This window comes from Paenarthrobacter sp. C1, assembly GCF_049315185.1.
Classification (GTDB): Bacteria; Actinomycetota; Actinomycetes; order Actinomycetales; family Micrococcaceae; genus Arthrobacter; species Arthrobacter nicotinovorans.
Map to the genome: position 1 here is coordinate 1,100,039 of NZ_CP186052.1, position 14,992 is coordinate 1,115,030.

The 14,992-nt window shown below is 64.9% G+C and carries 13 protein-coding genes; 5 read left to right on the plus strand and 8 right to left on the minus strand.

The genetic code is table 11. The features are described from left to right. The first annotated feature begins 925 nt into the window (after positions 1–925). From ACNAOU_RS05280 to ACNAOU_RS05295, 4 genes are all read left to right on the plus strand, one after another. Positions 926–1,528: a DUF1349 domain-containing protein gene (locus ACNAOU_RS05280; RefSeq protein ID WP_026267072.1), complete on the plus strand. Its 603-nt coding sequence runs from the start codon at positions 926–928 to the stop codon at positions 1,526–1,528. Positions 1,529–1,606: 78 nt separating this feature from the next. Further along, complete coding sequence (locus tag ACNAOU_RS05285) at positions 1,607–3,838, plus strand: McrB family protein (RefSeq protein WP_055974383.1); 2,232 nt, start codon at positions 1,607–1,609, stop codon at positions 3,836–3,838. Between the two features lie 73 nt (positions 3,839–3,911). Further along, positions 3,912–5,120, plus strand: a complete 1,209-nt coding sequence (locus ACNAOU_RS05290) for a 5-methylcytosine restriction system specificity protein McrC (protein ID WP_422758189.1) — start codon at positions 3,912–3,914, stop codon at positions 5,118–5,120. A 35-nt stretch (positions 5,121–5,155) separates the two neighbouring features. Continuing rightward, on the plus strand, positions 5,156–5,410 hold the full coding sequence (locus tag ACNAOU_RS05295) for a PLDc N-terminal domain-containing protein (protein WP_018777096.1): 255 nt from the start codon (positions 5,156–5,158) through the stop codon (positions 5,408–5,410). Positions 5,411–5,413: 3 nt separating this feature from the next. Here the strand turns inward: ACNAOU_RS05295 and ACNAOU_RS05300 are convergent, their stop codons facing one another. Next, a complete protein-coding gene (locus tag ACNAOU_RS05300) occupies positions 5,414–7,081 on the minus strand; it encodes an ATP-binding protein (protein ID WP_422758190.1) in 1,668 nt (555 codons plus the stop codon). Positions 7,082–7,180: 99 nt separating this feature from the next. Here ACNAOU_RS05300 and ACNAOU_RS05305 point away from each other — a divergent pair, with 99 nt between their 5' ends. Beyond that, positions 7,181–7,924 (plus strand): response regulator transcription factor, encoded by a 744-nt coding sequence (locus ACNAOU_RS05305; protein WP_422758191.1) that lies wholly within the window; start codon positions 7,181–7,183, stop codon positions 7,922–7,924. Here ACNAOU_RS05305 and fdxA read toward each other — a convergent pair. The 7 genes from fdxA to ACNAOU_RS05340 form a co-directional block, all read right to left on the minus strand. Beyond that, positions 7,921–8,205 carry a ferredoxin gene (gene fdxA, locus ACNAOU_RS05310; protein ID WP_018777099.1) on the minus strand — a complete coding sequence of 95 codons (285 nt, stop codon included), beginning with the start codon at positions 8,203–8,205 and terminating at the stop codon, positions 7,921–7,923. The genes ACNAOU_RS05305 and fdxA overlap by 4 nt on opposite strands. A gap of 6 nt (positions 8,206–8,211) precedes the next feature. Further along, entirely contained in the window at positions 8,212–9,711 is a 1,500-nt protein-coding gene (locus ACNAOU_RS05315) for an aldehyde dehydrogenase family protein (RefSeq protein ID WP_422758192.1), read from the minus strand. A gap of 21 nt (positions 9,712–9,732) precedes the next feature. Further along, on the minus strand, positions 9,733–10,545 hold the full coding sequence (locus ACNAOU_RS05320) for an SDR family oxidoreductase (RefSeq protein WP_422758193.1): 813 nt from the start codon (positions 10,543–10,545) through the stop codon (positions 9,733–9,735). Continuing rightward, positions 10,545–11,486 carry a dihydrodipicolinate synthase family protein gene (locus tag ACNAOU_RS05325; protein WP_422758194.1) on the minus strand — a complete coding sequence of 314 codons (942 nt, stop codon included), beginning with the start codon at positions 11,484–11,486 and terminating at the stop codon, positions 10,545–10,547. Before ACNAOU_RS05325 ends, ACNAOU_RS05320 begins: the two co-directional genes overlap by 1 nt. 63 nt (positions 11,487–11,549) lie before the next feature. Continuing rightward, complete coding sequence (locus ACNAOU_RS05330) at positions 11,550–12,356, minus strand: enoyl-CoA hydratase-related protein (RefSeq protein ID WP_422758195.1); 807 nt, start codon at positions 12,354–12,356, stop codon at positions 11,550–11,552. Next, positions 12,353–13,603, minus strand: a complete 1,251-nt coding sequence (locus ACNAOU_RS05335) for a CaiB/BaiF CoA transferase family protein (RefSeq protein WP_422758196.1) — start codon at positions 13,601–13,603, stop codon at positions 12,353–12,355. Before ACNAOU_RS05335 ends, ACNAOU_RS05330 begins: the two co-directional genes overlap by 4 nt. Further along, the gene (locus ACNAOU_RS05340) at positions 13,600–14,982 is read right to left on the minus strand and encodes an FAD-dependent oxidoreductase (protein ID WP_422758197.1); all 1,383 of its coding nucleotides are present in this window, start codon (positions 14,980–14,982) and stop codon (positions 13,600–13,602) included. The genes ACNAOU_RS05335 and ACNAOU_RS05340 overlap by 4 nt, the downstream gene beginning before the upstream one ends. Positions 14,983–14,992: the final 10 nt, after the last annotated feature.

The following is a 14,992-nucleotide window of genomic DNA, read 5'->3' on the forward strand; positions in this document are numbered from 1 at the left end:
TGCCGCGGTAGCCCACGCCGGTGAGCGTTTGGAAGAGCTCCTGCCACACGAATCCCTTGAAGCCATGCTGCCCGAGGCCATCACCAATGCCGACGTCCCGCCGTCGAAAATGCTCCTGCACGGCAGCGGCTGGGGCGTGGTGGAGAGGGCCCGGCGGCTGAAGGCCGGTCTGTCGTGGATTGACGAAAGCGGTACGCCATTCGTGGACGAGAGCGTTTTCGCGGAACAGGAGCCATGGCTTGGGCTGCTCAAGGGAAAGGCGTTCGACGGCGCGACCAGTTTCGTCGCGGGGGTGGACTGGGAACAGCTGCTGGCCGGGCAGGACAGTCCCGCGGCTACGTTCCACCTGGCCACCATGCGCCATGCCCGGCAGGACCTGGACGGCGCCAAGGATCTTTACCGCGAGGTAATCTCCGACGACGGGGTAGCGCCGGGTATCAAGGCGCTCGCACACCGTGGACTGGGGCTGGCCTTGCTCGCAAACGGCCAGGACGCCGAAGGGCTGGCTGAACTCCGCAAGGGCGTCGAGGCAGACTCTTCCAACAGAGCCCTGCTCACGGAGGCCGTGACGCTCAGCATCCGCCACGGGGACCCGGCCATGGCCCTGGAACTGGTGGAGTCGGTACCCCACGATGGTGCCGCCGTCGGGCGTTTGCGTTTCCTGAAGGCGCTGGCGCTGGCACGAACGGGAAACGCCAATGAAGCGGCCTCGATTCTGCGCGCGGGCGTGGAGGTTCCGGACCTCCGCGAGGGCGAGGACGCGATTGCCGCGCTGTGGCAAGAGGTGTGTCCTGACGAACCGGTGCCGGCGGCGTACCAGTTCGGCATGCATTAAGGGGTGCCCCGGTGTGGCCTCCCGCACATCCGGGGCAAGCTCTGAAAGCGTGTTCTGGACGACTAAAGCGACGATGAACGGAGCACGGACGTGATACCCGAAATTGCAGGACTCCCGCCCTTGGAGTGGACCTCGACGGTTGGCCAAGCCAGCTACGACGACGCAGAGGGAGCGCTGGTGCTCACCGCCGCACCCGGCGTCGACTGGACCAACGACTCCCTCGGCGGAGAACCGCAACACGGAGCCACAGCGCTGGGCTTCAGGGCCCCAGCGGCTTTCTCGCTCTCCGCCAGGGTTTTGGTCGCGTCGCCCAGGACAACGTTCGACGCCGGGGTGCTGAGTCTGTGGGCGGACAGCGAACACTGGGCCAAGCTCTGCTTCGAGTTCTCTCCGCAAGGCGAGGCCATGGTGGTCAGCGTGGTGACCAACAGCTATTCGGACGACTCCAACGGGCCTGTGGTCACTGCGCCCTGGGTATATCTGCGGGTCAGCCGGGTAGGGCCGGCATGGGCGTTCCACTCCTCTGCGGACGGGCGGGAATGGTCATTCGTCAGGCTTTTCCGGTTGGACACGGAAAAACCGGTCCACGTGGGTTTCATGTCCCAGGCGCCACTCGGACCCAGCTGCGAGGCCCGCTTTGACGCCATCGAATTGACGGAAAAACCACCCGCCGACCTCCGGGACGGCAGCTAGCAGCGGGCGGGGCCAATAGCACGGGAAGCTTGTGGATATCCAGATGCTTGGTTAAGCCAAACAAGGTAAGTTGGCAGGGTGATTCCCTCCCTGAAACCTGCCATTGACCGCGCCCCCGGAGTCTCCAAGGAGATCGAGGACGCAGCCTGGTATGTGCTCGGTCCGGCGCTTCACGGGAAACCCTCGGCGCTGGATGGCCGGACGCTCACCTGGACTGCGGATGCTGCCGCCGAGCTCCTCGAGAGGCTCGAGCGCGGGGTGGAAGACTCCAAGGCGCCCATGATGACCAACCTTCGGAACAATCTGGAGGGCGCTTCCCGGGAAGCCAAGCTGCTGGCCGTCGAGTTGCTCTTCCTGCAGTCGTTGCCGCTGGCGCACGAGGTCAAGTCCCTGAGGGTCAAGCGCGCCCGGGTAGCCGAGGCTGCGTCGTGGGTTGAGCCGCCCATCGAGCTTCCGGAAGAACTGTACGAGGGCATGACGGACCACGGGGTGATCCGCGACCGTACCGCAGAATTCAACTGGACCATCTGGGACCACCTGAAGTGGCTGTGCCGTTTCGTTGCCCACGTGGACAGCCAAAGCACGGCAACCATCAACAGGGCCCTCGCGGACCCTTTGATGTTCCACGAACTGGCAGCAGCAACGCCCGATGACCAGCCTGCCCTGCGCCGGAGCATCGAGTACTTGGTGTGGCCAAGTTATTTCGAGCCCGTCGTGGCTGACGTTGAACGCCAGGAAATCCGGGACGCCTTCGCCTCGCTGGTGGGCGGTGCCAAGGGTGACACGGATGAGGACATCACAGCGGACATCCACCGCATCCGGCTGCACCTGGACGAGCAGGCCGGGCAGCGCATCGATTGGTACGCACGGCAATTGGTGAGCCAATGGCGCAAAGTGGGAGACCCGGGACGCCGGTCCTGGCTCCTGCGGACCCACCATGACAACGCGGATTTGCTCGCTTCCTGGGTCGCCGAAGAGAAGGCAACCCTGGACGTGCAGCACCTCCGCACCCTGACCGCGGGCGTCACAGCCGGTGTCGTCCAGCACGCCGTGGACGAGGATTACAAACACTTGGGCTACGTGGAACGCGAAGACACCAAGACGGCTGTTTTCGCTTTCCTCACCGTCATGAAACCCGGCGATCTCACGCTGTACCAGCATGCCGGCCGTGTGCGCGTCGGCGTGGTCCTTGGCGAGCCGGAGCACGACGAGGACAACCGCCGCATCCGCCGCAAAGTCCGGTGGTTCGACGACAGCTATGCCATCCCCGAACTTCCCCGCCACGCCCAGCGGCAGCTGTCCACCCCCGGCATCCTCGTCGATGTCACCAGGGTCATCCAGGCGCTGCAGGAACTGCTCCCCGTGGAAGCCGAAACCGACGGCGAGGACGAAGCGCCGCCCACTGTCGCCGTCGAGGTTGTGCAGCAGGGCTTCCGGCCTTTGACCGAAGAGTTCGCAGCGTCCCTCCACATGGACCTTGAGCCGCTGCAGGAGATCGCGGAACTGCTCGAAGAGAACCGCCAGCTGGTCCTCTACGGCCCTCCGGGGACCGGCAAGACCTACCTCGCCAAGCACCTGGCCGCTGAGCTCGCCGGTGACCACACCGATGAACGGGTGAAACTGGTCCAGTTCCACCCGTCGTACGCCTACGAGGACTTTTTTGAGGGGTACCGGCCGGACAAGACCGACGACGGGCAGGTGTCCTTCAAGCTGGTCGCCGGACCGTTGCGGCGACTCGCCGAGGAAGCGGCAAAGCCGGAAAACGCCCACAAGCCGTACTTCCTGATCATCGACGAGATGAACCGCGCCAACCTGGCCAAGGTCTTCGGTGAGCTGTACTTCCTGCTGGAGTACCGGGACGACCGCATCTACCTGCAGTACAGCCCCAACGAGCCCTTCAGCCTGCCGGACAACCTCTACATCATTGGCACCATGAACACCGCGGACCGCTCCATCGCCATGATGGATGCGGCCATCCGCCGCCGCTTCGCGTTCATCGAACTGCACCCCAAGGTGGAACCGGTCCGTGGTTCGCTGCGCCGCTTCCTGGAGGCCCGCGGGCTGGACACCCTCAACGCGGACCTGCTGGATGCCCTTAATGATTCGATCGACGATTGGGACCGGGACCTCATGATCGGACCCTCGTATTTCATGAAGAACGCCGCCCAGAACCCCACAGGGTTGCGCCGGATCTGGAAGTACGAGCTCATGCCGTTGCTGGAGGAGCACTACCACGGGCAGCTGAACCGGGCCCAGTTGGAAGAGCGCTTCGGCCTGGACCAGTTGCTGGGACGTCTTGGGGACCGCTAACGCCATCCCCCCAAGGCCGGCGAGGGCACCGTCCAGTGCCCGGGGCGCCAACAAGGGGCCCCGGCACATCGTCATGGACGAGCTCTCGGGTGGGATGGTGGAAAAACTCGATCCCGAATCCGCGGCTTTCATCAACACCAGCGGGCTGGCCAAGGCATCCCCCATGGGCCTGGGCCTTTACCGTATTGAGCCCGCGGGCAAGGTGGGCTCCGTTCGGACGGCCACAGTGCAACTGGAAGTCCGGCCCAAGGACCGTTTGGGCCTTAGCCGCTTGCTGTTTCTGCTCAGCTACGCCGGGGACCAAGGTTTTCGCGACCATTCCGTGGAAGCCGTGGAGCACCCGGACCTGTGGAGTGCGCTGGCGGAGTCCCTGGCGCAGCTGGCCGATAAAGCGCTCAGCCGTGGGGTTCTGCAGGGCTACCTCACCGTCGAAGAGTCGTTGCGTACCGTCAAGGGCCGTATCCGGATCTCGGACCAGATCTCACGGCGTCCCGGAATGATGGTGCCGCTGGAGGTCTCCTATGACGAGTTCACCGAGGACATCGCCGAGAACAGGATCCTCCGGGCCGCACTGGAACGCATGGGCCAGGTTCCCGGGGTCCGTCCCGACGTCCTGAGCCGCTTGCGGCAGCTCAAGGGAAAGCTCGACGCCGTGACCCGCCTTCAGCCCGGCGCGCCGCTGCCGCCGTGGCGGGCCAGCCGGATGAACCTGAGATTCCACGCGGTGCTGCGCCTGGCTGAGGTCATCCTGCGCAATGCCTCAGCGGAGGCAGGCCACGGTAAACAGCGGACGGCGTCCTTCGTGGTGGACATGGGGCAGGTGTTCGAGGAATTCGTGGGGACCGCCCTGCGAAGCGCCATGGCAGCCCACCCGGGAGAGATGCGCCTGCAATACGGCGCGCTCCTGAACGAGGCCGTCCGGGATTCAGACCGTCTGACCGTCCGTCCGGATGCGGTGCACTTCCTGGGTGGCCGGCCCGTGGTGGTGTACGACTCCAAATACAAGGCAGCTTCCGACGCCGGGGCTTCCCTCAGCGCTGACCACTACCAGTTGCTGGCCTACTGCACCGCCCTGCGGGTCCCCACGGCCTGGCTGGTTTATGCCGGGGCGGGGGAAGTGAAGCTGCGGCGCATCCTGAACACGGACATCGATATCGTGGAGTACCCGCTGGACCTGTCCCGGCCGCCGTCGGAAATCCTTGCTGCAGTGGCAGACCTCGCTGAACAGTCGTGGGGCGAAGTAGTACGCCAGGCTGTGGCGGGACGATCGGCGTCGGACTAGCCTGTGAAGTAGACCTTTCGCCCTGAGGAGGCACCATGGCCGGCAAGAAAACGTGGCGTGATATGAGCAAAGGGCAGCGCATCTCTGTGCTGGTCAGTGGTGCTGTGAACCTGGCGTTGCTGGTGGCAGCGCAGCGAAGCATCGCCAAAACCCCGGACTCTAACATCAGGGGGAAGAAAGTGATGTGGCGTGCGCTTTCGTTCATCAATTTCTTTGGGCCGGTCAGTTATTTCCTGTTCGGCAGGCGACGCGAATCCGGCTTGGTGGGCGGCACCCCGGCAAAACGCTGAGAGCTAGGCGGGCATCTTCACTGTGAAGGTGGTTCCGCGCCCGGGCTCGCTCTCCAAGGTGATGGTCCCGCCGTGCGCTTCAACAATGGCCTTGCTGATGGGCAATCCCAGCCCAACCCCGGGGATGGCGCTCTTGCGGACCCCGCCGGCGCGGAAGAATTTGGTGAAGGCCTCGGCCTGTTCTTCCTCGTTCATGCCCATGCCCGTATCGGTGACACGGCAGAAGACAAAGTCCTCATCTTCCCAGGCCGCAACTTCCACATCGCCGCCGTCGAGGGAGTACTTGATGGCATTCGACACCAGGTTGTCCAGGACCTGGGCCAGGCGTGATGAGTCCACGCGTGCTTCCAGGGCATCGGGCAGGTCCATCGAGAGCCGGATGCCGGCCTTGGCTGCGCGGGGCTCGGCGGAGGTGACGCTTCCCCGCACCAATTCGGCAACGTCTGCCGTGTGTCGTTGAATGACGATCTGTCCGGATCGCACCGCCAACAGGTCCGAAACCAAGGTCAGCAGCCGCTCCGCGTTCCGTCTGACGACGTCGAGTTGTTTGCGGGAATGGGCATCGAGGGAGGCGTCGTCGAGGATCAGCTCGACGTAACCCAGGATGGACGTCAACGGGGTGCGGAACTCGTGGGAGACGTTGGCCACGAAGTCATCCCTGGCTGCCAGCGCATTCACCAGATCCGTGACGTCGCTGAAGACCACCACAGAGCCCGCGAACTTCCCGGCGTCGTCCAGCATGGGACGGGCGCTGGTAGTGAAGGCCCGCTGTCCCTCTCCTGTACCCAGCCAGACCAGCTGGTCTGTGAAGCGTTCGCCCAGGACGGCGCGCCGCACCGGCCGGCGGTCGGGCGGCAGGGGAGTGCTCCTGTCAATGTCGAACACCAGCAGCTGGGATTCGTTGGGGTCGTCGTTGTCCGGCGGTGTGGCCAATGCGTGGGTCTGGCGCTGGCGCCTGTTCATGAGGATGTCGTGCCCGTCGCCGTCAACAGCCACCACGCCCAGCGGCAGGGCTTCCATGACGGTGTTCAGCAGCCGTTCCTGTTTGGTGCTGATATCCAGCGCTTCTTTCAGGGCCTCGTCTTTTTGCTCCAGGACGCGCTGCTGGCGCACCATGCTCAGGGTGAGCACACTTACCGAGACGCCGATGCCGAGGATAAGGATGGGGAACAGCAGCGGTTTGGTGAGGGCCTGTTCGCTGACCTCGTTATGAAGGAAGACCGGTACCCAGACAATTCCGAGCGGGCCCAGGAAGGACATGACGATGGCCAGCCGCGGGTAGAGGCCGGAAGCGCACAACCAGATGACGGGCAACACCACCAGGACACTGAGGCCGGTGAGCGCCTCCTGTCCGCCTTCCCTGCCGAAGGCTATGGAAACCATGTCCAGGATGGGGATGATGAGGAAACTGGCGAATGGCAGGCGGTGCCAAGGAACCACAATGCACAGTGCCAACAGGAATGCCTGGCTCAGCAGGAAGATGAGGAACAACGGGTTTTCGAGTGTGGCGGGGAAAAACAGCCACACCAGAATTGCCGAAAGACAGACACACACCGATAACGGCAATTGACTGAGGACAACCCGCATCCGCAGGGTATGTTCGTGGAACGAGCGCTGAAAAATCAACAATTTCTTCTTTTCACCAATATCCCAAGCTGAGGGTTGGGTCATGGCACAACCACCACGGGTGCGGAAGAAATTCGGTTCATGAGATCAGCCTAACCATAACGGATATACTTCTGAGGTTATCGAAGGGGCTGAGGGGCAGCGATGAGTGAAGTACGTGTGGGGCTGGTCATTGAAGACGATCAGGATATTCGCGAGTTGGTGCGGGTAGTTCTTTCCCAAGCAGGATTTGATGTTCACACGGCGTCGACGGGTTCTGCCGGTGTGACGTCGGCCCGCGAACTCAACCCGGACGTCATCACCCTGGATCTCGGCCTTCCTGACATCGACGGTTTCGAGGTCGCACGGCAGATCCGTAAGTCCTCCGACGCCTACATCATCATGCTCACGGCCCGCGCCGAGGAACTCGATACTCTCATGGGCCTGGAGGCCGGTGGCGACGACTACCTCACCAAGCCTTTCCGGCCGCGCGAATTGCGTGCCCGGGTGGAGGCCATGATGCGCAGGCCGCGTGCGTCGTCGGACATCAAGAACGTGCCGGAAGAAGCGGATCCCGAGATGATCCACAACGGACTGGCCGTTTCGGCCGGTTCCCGCACGGCAATCCTCAACGGCACCGAGTTGAAGCTCACCCGCACAGAGTTCGATCTGTTGCTGGCGCTCCTGGAAACCGGCCGGATTGTGCGGACCAAAGCCGACCTCGCCCGTCGCCTTCGCAACGAACCCTACGACGTCGGCAGCTACGTCAGCGACGCGGACGAACGTGCCGTAGAGGTGCACATGGGCAACCTGCGCAAGAAGCTGGGCGACAGCATCCAGGGCCCGCGGTGGCTCGAGACGGTCCGCGGCGTCGGGTACCGGCTAGCCCCGGCCGTCAACAACAACTAAGCAACCCGCAAGGGCTCGGCCGCGACCACAGGATGGTCGCGGGCCGGATCCTCGAAGAACTCGGCGTTCGCCCGGACGTAGTCTGCCCACTCATCCGGGACGTCGTCCGCGTAGTAGATCGCCTCCACCGGGCATACCGGATCACAGGCCCCGCAGTCCACGCACTCCGAGGGGTGGATATACAGTGAACGGTCGCCCTCGTAAATGCAGTCGACCGGACACTCGTCGATGCAGGCTTTGTCCTTCACATCCACGCACGGCTGGGCGATCACGTAGCTCATGGCGGGCTACACCCCTGTGTAAACGGTCTTGCCCCAAGTGAAGAAGTCCAGCGCGGAGCGGCCTTGTTCGCGGAACGTGTTGGTGGAGGAATCTTTGACTCCGCCGAAGGGAACGTTCAGGTCCAGACCCGCTGTTGGACGGTTCACTTTCACTACTCCGGCCTGTGCCCGTGCAGCAAAGTCGGTGGCCAACGCCAGCGAGTCCGTGCAGATTCCTGCCGTGAGGCCATACCGGGAGTCGTTGATGGCGGCCAGTCCCGCTTCGTAGTCGGCAACCTCGAGCACGGCCACAACCGGACCGAAAATCTCCTCCATGACTGCGGCGTCGTCGAACGGCAGGTCCGTGAGGATGGCCGGTGCGAGGAACAGCGGACCGGTGGGGTCACCGTCGTACTCTCCGTGCAGGAGCGTCGCACCGCGTTCGACGGCGGTCCGCACCGCGGCCTGGTCCTGCTCGAACTGCTGCCTGCTCACCACGGCGCCCATCCGGGCTTCGCCCGAATCAACACCGCCAAGGCCGTCCCCGGGGTTGTAGGTGGCCGCTTCCGCTACGAGGGCTTCCAGGAAGGCAGGGCGGATGGCGGGTGTCACGTAGACGCGCGACGTTGCCGTGCACGCCTGGCCCGTCAGCCCGAATGCCCCGGCGGCCACCACCTGCGCGGCTTTGCGGGCATCGGCGTCGTCGAGGACCAGCACCCCGTTCTTGCCGCCCATTTCCAACTGGACGCGGGCCCGGCGTGCGTTGAGGATTTCCTGCAGCCCGAGGCCTACCTTGGTTGAGCCGGTGAAGGACAGCCCGGCGATCCGGGTGTCCCGGGCCAGGGCATCGCCCACGATGCGGCCCTTGCCGTGGACCACATTGAAGACTCCCGCCGGGAGTCCCGCATCCTGGAGGGCGCGGGCAAGGTGCGTGGCCGAGAGGGGAGTGAGCTCGGCGGGTTTGATCACCACGGTGTTGCCGCTGATGAGGGCCGGGGCGGTCTTCCAGGCGGGGATGGCGATAGGGAAGTTCCAAGGCGTAATGAGCCCGACAACGCCCAATGCTTCGCGGCGGGTGGTAATGGTGGTGTCCGGAAGCCCACTGGGCAGGACTTCACCCGTGGCGGCCCAGCCCAGGGAGCCGAAGAAGCGGAGCACGTCGGAAGCCCGTTTCACTTCGCCCTTGGCTTCGGCCAGGGTCTTGCCCTCTTCACGGACCAAATCCTCGGCAATGGCGGCCTGGCGGTCGAGGAGGAGGTTTCCGGCTGCGATCAGTATGGCACCGCGAGCCGGTGCGGGCAGGGCGGCCCACGCAGGCTGCGCGGCAGCAGCGGCCGTGATGGCGGCGTCCACGTCCTGGGCGGAGCCGCTGGGGGAGAGTGCGGCGAGCTCATCCGGACGGGCCGGGTTCATCCGCCTGGTTCCGGCCTCGCCGAGCCATTGGCCGTTGATGAGGTGCTGGGCGGTGAGGTGTGGTCCGGGGGTGCCGCCGGTTGTGAGGTTGGTATCAAAAGTCGTGGAGGTCATGTCGGTCCTTAGGTAGATGGGTTACAGGCTGCGGATCAGGCCGCCGTCGCACCTGAGCGCGACTCCGGTGATGTACGACGCCGGTGCGCTGCACAGGAAGGCTGCGGCGGCACCGAACTCGGCAGGTTCTCCATACCGTCGGGCGGGTATGGTCTTGCGGGATTCGAGCTGGATGTCCTCCAGCGTGGTACCCCGGCGTTTGGCGGCGGCCTGGTCCAATTGGGCAACGCGGTCCGTGGCGATCCTGCCGGGAAGGAGCAGGTTCACCGTGACATCGTCCAAGGCGACTTCGGCCGCGAGGGTCTTGAGGTAGCCGGCAAGCGCGGCACGACCGGTGTTGGAGACCGCCAGGTTGGGGAGCGGGGCAGTGACCCCGCTGGAACCGATGGCCAGGATGCGTCCCCAGCGGCGTTCACGCATTCCCGGCAAGACCCTGGAGACCAGGGCGTGATGGGGTTTGACCAGGAGGTCGAAAGCGGCTGCCATGTCCGCCGAACTCAGGGTCGCGGCGGCGCCTGGTTTGGGCCCGGGACCGTTGAGGACCAGGATGTCGACCGGGCCGAGGTTTGCCACGGTCTGGTCCACGGCGGATTCGATGCCTTCCTCAGTGCCCAGGTCAGCTTCGATCGCCACCGCGTCGAAGCCGGCGCTGCCAAGCGTTCCCGTGCCGTAGGCGGCCTGCAGTTCGGCAACGATTTCCTTGGCCCGCTCACGCCGTCTGCCCACCACTGCCACCCGGACGCCTTCGGCGGCCAGTGCCCGTGCAGCGGCCAAGCCAAGCCCGCCTGTCGAGGCCGCTACGAGCGCTGTCTTTCCTGCGATGCCCAGATCCATCAGATGCTCCCTGCTGTGGTGTGTGCTGCCAGTGCGGCAGCGGCTTCTGCCAGGTGCACGTTCATGGCCTCGCGCAGCACGTCCGGGAATCCGGCCGCCGGTGCACGGACGCCGGAGTCCTTGATAAGGCCGCGCTCGCGAAGGCATTCCTTCCGGATGGCGAGGGCAACTTTCGCCTGTTGCTCAAAGTTGATAAGCGGCAGGTACGGCTGCAGTTCGCGTTCGGCGGCTGCATATCCGGCATCCTGCCAGGCCCGCACGCAGGAAATGAGGGCTTCCGGATAGGAGAAACCGGTCATGGCACCGGCTGCGCCTGCCAGGAGTTCATCCAGGAGGCCCTGGCCGCCCAGGCCGCCGAAGATGGAAACCCCGACGGCGGTCCGCAGCTGCGCGATGGCCACGCTGGTGGGCGGGGCTTCGGCTTTGACTGCGATGACCGAGGCGCAGGCGTTGACCGCAGTGATCAATGCCGGTGTTGGGATGCTGACACCGCTGGCGAGGGGATAATCCTGCAGGACAACCTTCGCCCCTGTTGCCCGGTGGATGGCATCAAGGTGGGCGATGACTGCTTCGGCGCGGGGCGAGTTCGCTTGCACCATGACCGCGGCAAGGCGCGGGCCGGCGATCTGCTGTGCGGCCAGGACCTCTTCGATGGCCGGCCGGGTGGCCAGAGCGGTGATGCCCACCACCAGCGGAAGGGTGGTGCTGTCGATAACCGTTTCCAGGACATCGCGGCGTTCCTGCGGTGTCAGGGAGGCCGCTTCGCCGAAGACGCCCAGGACAGTGAGGCCGGTCGTCCCTATGGCCTCGTAGTGCTCCACGAGTCCGGCGAGGCTGTCCAGGTCCACGTCCAAGGTGCTGCCTTGGAACGGCGTGGCGACAACGCCCCATACGCCAGGCGGGAGGGATTCACGGTTTTTGGGCGCAGAAGAAAGAGGCATGTGGTTCCTTTCAGTGCAAATGCGGTGCTGTGGTGCCTGAAGTGGCTGGTGGTGGGCGCTTACTCAGCGGCCGGGCCACACAGGCGGACGCTTCTCCTGGAAGGCCCGGACGCCTTCCGCGGAGTCCTCGCTGTCCAGCGCGGCCATCAGGGCAGGAAGACGCAAGCCCCGGGCTTCCTTGGCCGTGAGGTGGCCGGTCCGGCTGACCATTTGTTTGACGGCTTTGACCGAAGTGGGCGCGCAGGCAAGGATCTGGTCCACCCAGCGCTGGACTGCGGCGTCGAGTTCCTCGGCGGGTACCACCTCGTTGACGAGCCCCATGGAACGCATTTCGGCAGCATCGGCCTTGCGTCCGGTCAGCAGCATTCCCATGGCCTGCGTGTAGGGGACGCGTCGCACCAGTTGGTGGATGCCGCCGTCGAGCGCCAAGCGCCCGACCCGGGGTTCGGTCAAACCGAACTTCGCGGTATCGGCCGCCACCACGATGTCTGCGCCGAGCACGATTTCCATGCCGCCGCCCAAGGCATACCCGTTGACCCGGGCGATGACGGGGATGTCCAGGCTGGTGCGGAGGCTGAGGCCGCCGAAGCCGTTGGGGTCCAGTCCTGCCCAGTATTCCAGCCCGGTCTTGTCCACTGCCTCTGCCGACATGTCGGCGCCAACGCAAAACGCGCGGGGCCCGGCGCCGGTGACCACCACGGCCCGCAGGGACGAATCTGCCTCCAGCCGGGCCCAGATTTCGTTGAGCCGTGCGTGCGTGGCGCCGTCCACGGCGTTGAGCACGCCCTGCCGGTCGATGACCACGGTGGCGACTCCACCGGTGATCGTCAGCGTGACCTCGTCCACGGTTTCTTCAATCACGACGCTCATCGCAGGACTCCCAACTGCTGCAGGCGTTCGATGGTTTCCTCATCGAAGCCGTTTTCCAGCAGGACCTCGACGTTGTGCTCGCCCAGCCGGGGTGCTGTCCTGCGGATGGTGGGAGGGGTGGCGGAGAGCCGGATGGGAGCATTCAGCATTTTCACGGTGCCCACCGTCGGATGTTCAGCTTCGACGATCATCCCGTTGGCTTCGGTCTGTGCGTCGGCGAGCGCTTGCTCCAAGGTGTGCACGGGGGCGTTCAGCAGGCCCTGTTCCTCAAGCTTCGCGGTCCAGTATTCGGTGGTGTTCGTGGCAAAGTGTTCACGGAAAATGGCCTGGAGGGCGGGTTTGTTCTTGAACTGCTGCTCCAAGGTGGCGAATCCGGGCCGTTCGGTGAGGTCCTCATCGAGGTCCAAGGCATCGGAAATCCGAGCCAGGGGATCGGGCGTGAAGCCACCCACCATGCACACGGCGCCGTCGGTGGTTTCGAAGACTCCGCTTAAAGGCATGGCTCCCCAGTTGACCTCGTAGCCCCGGTTGAGCTGCATGCACGCTTCCTGCATTTGGAGGTGCAGCATGGAGTCGTACATGGTCACTTCCACCTTTTGGCCGGTGCGCGAGGTCTCCCGGGTACGCAGCGCCAGCAGGATGCCCTGCATGAGGTGCATGCCGGTGATGTAGTCGCACAGGGTGGTGGGGTAGATGGCCGGCTTGGCGTCTTCGGACTCGCGGCGCCACATCACGCCGGAATAGGCCTGGGCGATCGCATCCTGGCCGCCCTTGTGCGAGTAGGGTCCAACGGGGCCGAAGCCGGTACCGGAGGCCCAGATGATGCCCGGATTCTTATCCTTGAGTTCCTCGTAGCCGAAGCCCATGCGTTCCATGACGCCTGAGCGGAAGTTGCTGACCACGACGTCTGCGTCGGCCATGAGCCGGTGCAGTACCTCGCGTCCCTCATCAGTGCGGGTGTCTACGGAGACGCTGCGCTTGTTCCGGTTGATGGACAGGAAGATCGGGTTGTCCTGCCCGTCCTGGTCCGGGAAGGAGTTGCGGGAAATGTCGCCGGCGCCGGGCCGTTCCACTTTGATGATGTCGGCACCGTAGTCGCCCAGCAGCTGGGTGCAGGACGGGCCCATGAACACTTGGGTGAAGTCCACGATCTTGATGCCGTCCAGGGGGAGCCGCATGGGTGCCCGGGACTCTGCGGCGTGTGCCGCCGTCGTGTGTTCTGCTTGTTCCAGGGTCACGGTGCTCATGCCGGCACCGCTGCTTCGGAGTCGACGGTGGCGTTCGACGACGGGACGTCGCCCGGGTCTGCACCGTGGCGGCGCATGCCCTGCTGGATGTCCGCTGCCGCGACATCGCGGACCAGGACGTTGTTCTCGACGGCGAGAGCCGCCGCGACGCCAACGGCTTGGCCCATGGCCATGCAGGGCGGGATCTCGCGGGACATCTTCTGGGCCTCGGGCGTTGCGGAGTAGTGCCGTCCGGCCACCAGGAGCTGGTCCACTTCCTTGGGCAGCAGAGAACGGTAGGGGTAGTAGTAGTCCCGGCCGCGTGCCACGGTGTCTGCGAAGTGGCGGCGCTGGGTGACGTCGTCCTTGGTCATGACATATTCGCCTTGCAGGAGCCGGGTCTGGCGGACGCCCATCTGGGAGGCGACGTCCAGCATGTAGCAGTTTTCGAAGCCCGGGAGGTTGGCGCGGACGTAATCCACGGCCTCGGAGATCCGGTCGCGGGCAGCGAACTCTGCTGCGGTCATGTCGGCAGGGTCGACACCGTCGAAACCGGTCATGTGCGGGGCGTTGCACCAGACGACGCCGTCGATGGGGGTCTTGAGCCACCACAGTTCCCAGGCGCCGCCGAGGAGGCGCTTGATCTTGCGGTTGATGGCGCGGGCTTCCTTCGGATTGGCCTGCTCGAAGGCTTCGGCCGCCTTGGTGTCGACGTTCCCGAGGCGGAAGACCAAGGTGGTGAGGTAGTTGTCCTTGGCGTAGCTGGCACCGGCACGGGATGCGACGTCGATGTCACCGGTGGTGTCAATGACGACGTCGGCCATGAAGGCCTGCGGGCCAAGTTTCGTTTCGCAGATGACGCCCTTGATCACGCCGTTGTCCACGATGGGACGGGAGAACCAGGAGTGCAGGCGGAGGTCCACTCCGGCTTCGCGGACGAGGTCGTTGGATACTCGCTTCCAGCCGTCGGGGTCGAAGGCGGCGGCGTAGCAAATGGGCTTGGGGTTGGTGTGGGAGTGGAAGTCGAAGGTGCCGAAGCGGCCCCATTTGTTCCAGAGTTCCTCGGAGGTCTTGCGGTCATCGGCCGGCGGGACGATGGCCAGGCCCAGCTTCTGCAGGCGTTCGACGTACTCGGAGACGATGCCGGTGACGGTGATTTCCTGGCCGTTGATCATGTCGTCGAGGACAAGGACCATGCCGCCGGAGGCGAGGCCACCCAGGGATGAGTAGCGTTCGAGCAGGGTGACCTTCGCGCCGGAGCGCGCTGCGGTTACGGCGGCGGCTACACCGGCGGGCCCGCCACCTACGACGAGGACATCGGAGCGGGAGATGACCGGGGCGGTGAGGTCCGCCGTCGAAGTGCTGAGTTCGAGGGACGTGTGGTGTTCGAGCGGGTTCATGGTGAAGTCC

Excerpts from the sequence above, each read along its gene's own strand:
- ACNAOU_RS05290 (WP_422758189.1), top strand. The coding sequence starts at position 3,912 with ATGGACGAGCTCTCGGGTGGGATGGTGGAAAAACTCGATCCCGAATCC.
- ACNAOU_RS05295 (WP_018777096.1), top strand. The coding sequence starts at position 5,156 with ATGGCCGGCAAGAAAACGTGGCGTGATATGAGCAAAGGGCAGCGCATC.
- ACNAOU_RS05300 (WP_422758190.1), bottom strand. The coding sequence starts at position 7,081 with ATGACCCAACCCTCAGCTTGGGATATTGGTGAAAAGAAGAAATTGTTG.
- ACNAOU_RS05305 (WP_422758191.1), top strand. The coding sequence starts at position 7,181 with ATGAGTGAAGTACGTGTGGGGCTGGTCATTGAAGACGATCAGGATATT.
- fdxA (WP_018777099.1), bottom strand. The coding sequence starts at position 8,205 with ATGAGCTACGTGATCGCCCAGCCGTGCGTGGATGTGAAGGACAAAGCC.
- ACNAOU_RS05315 (WP_422758192.1), bottom strand. The coding sequence starts at position 9,711 with ATGACCTCCACGACTTTTGATACCAACCTCACAACCGGCGGCACCCCC.
- ACNAOU_RS05320 (WP_422758193.1), bottom strand. The coding sequence starts at position 10,545 with ATGGATCTGGGCATCGCAGGAAAGACAGCGCTCGTAGCGGCCTCGACA.
- ACNAOU_RS05325 (WP_422758194.1), bottom strand. The coding sequence starts at position 11,486 with ATGCCTCTTTCTTCTGCGCCCAAAAACCGTGAATCCCTCCCGCCTGGC.
- ACNAOU_RS05330 (WP_422758195.1), bottom strand. The coding sequence starts at position 12,356 with ATGAGCGTCGTGATTGAAGAAACCGTGGACGAGGTCACGCTGACGATC.
- ACNAOU_RS05335 (WP_422758196.1), bottom strand. The coding sequence starts at position 13,603 with ATGAGCACCGTGACCCTGGAACAAGCAGAACACACGACGGCGGCACAC.
- ACNAOU_RS05340 (WP_422758197.1), bottom strand. The coding sequence starts at position 14,982 with ATGAACCCGCTCGAACACCACACGTCCCTCGAACTCAGCACTTCGACG.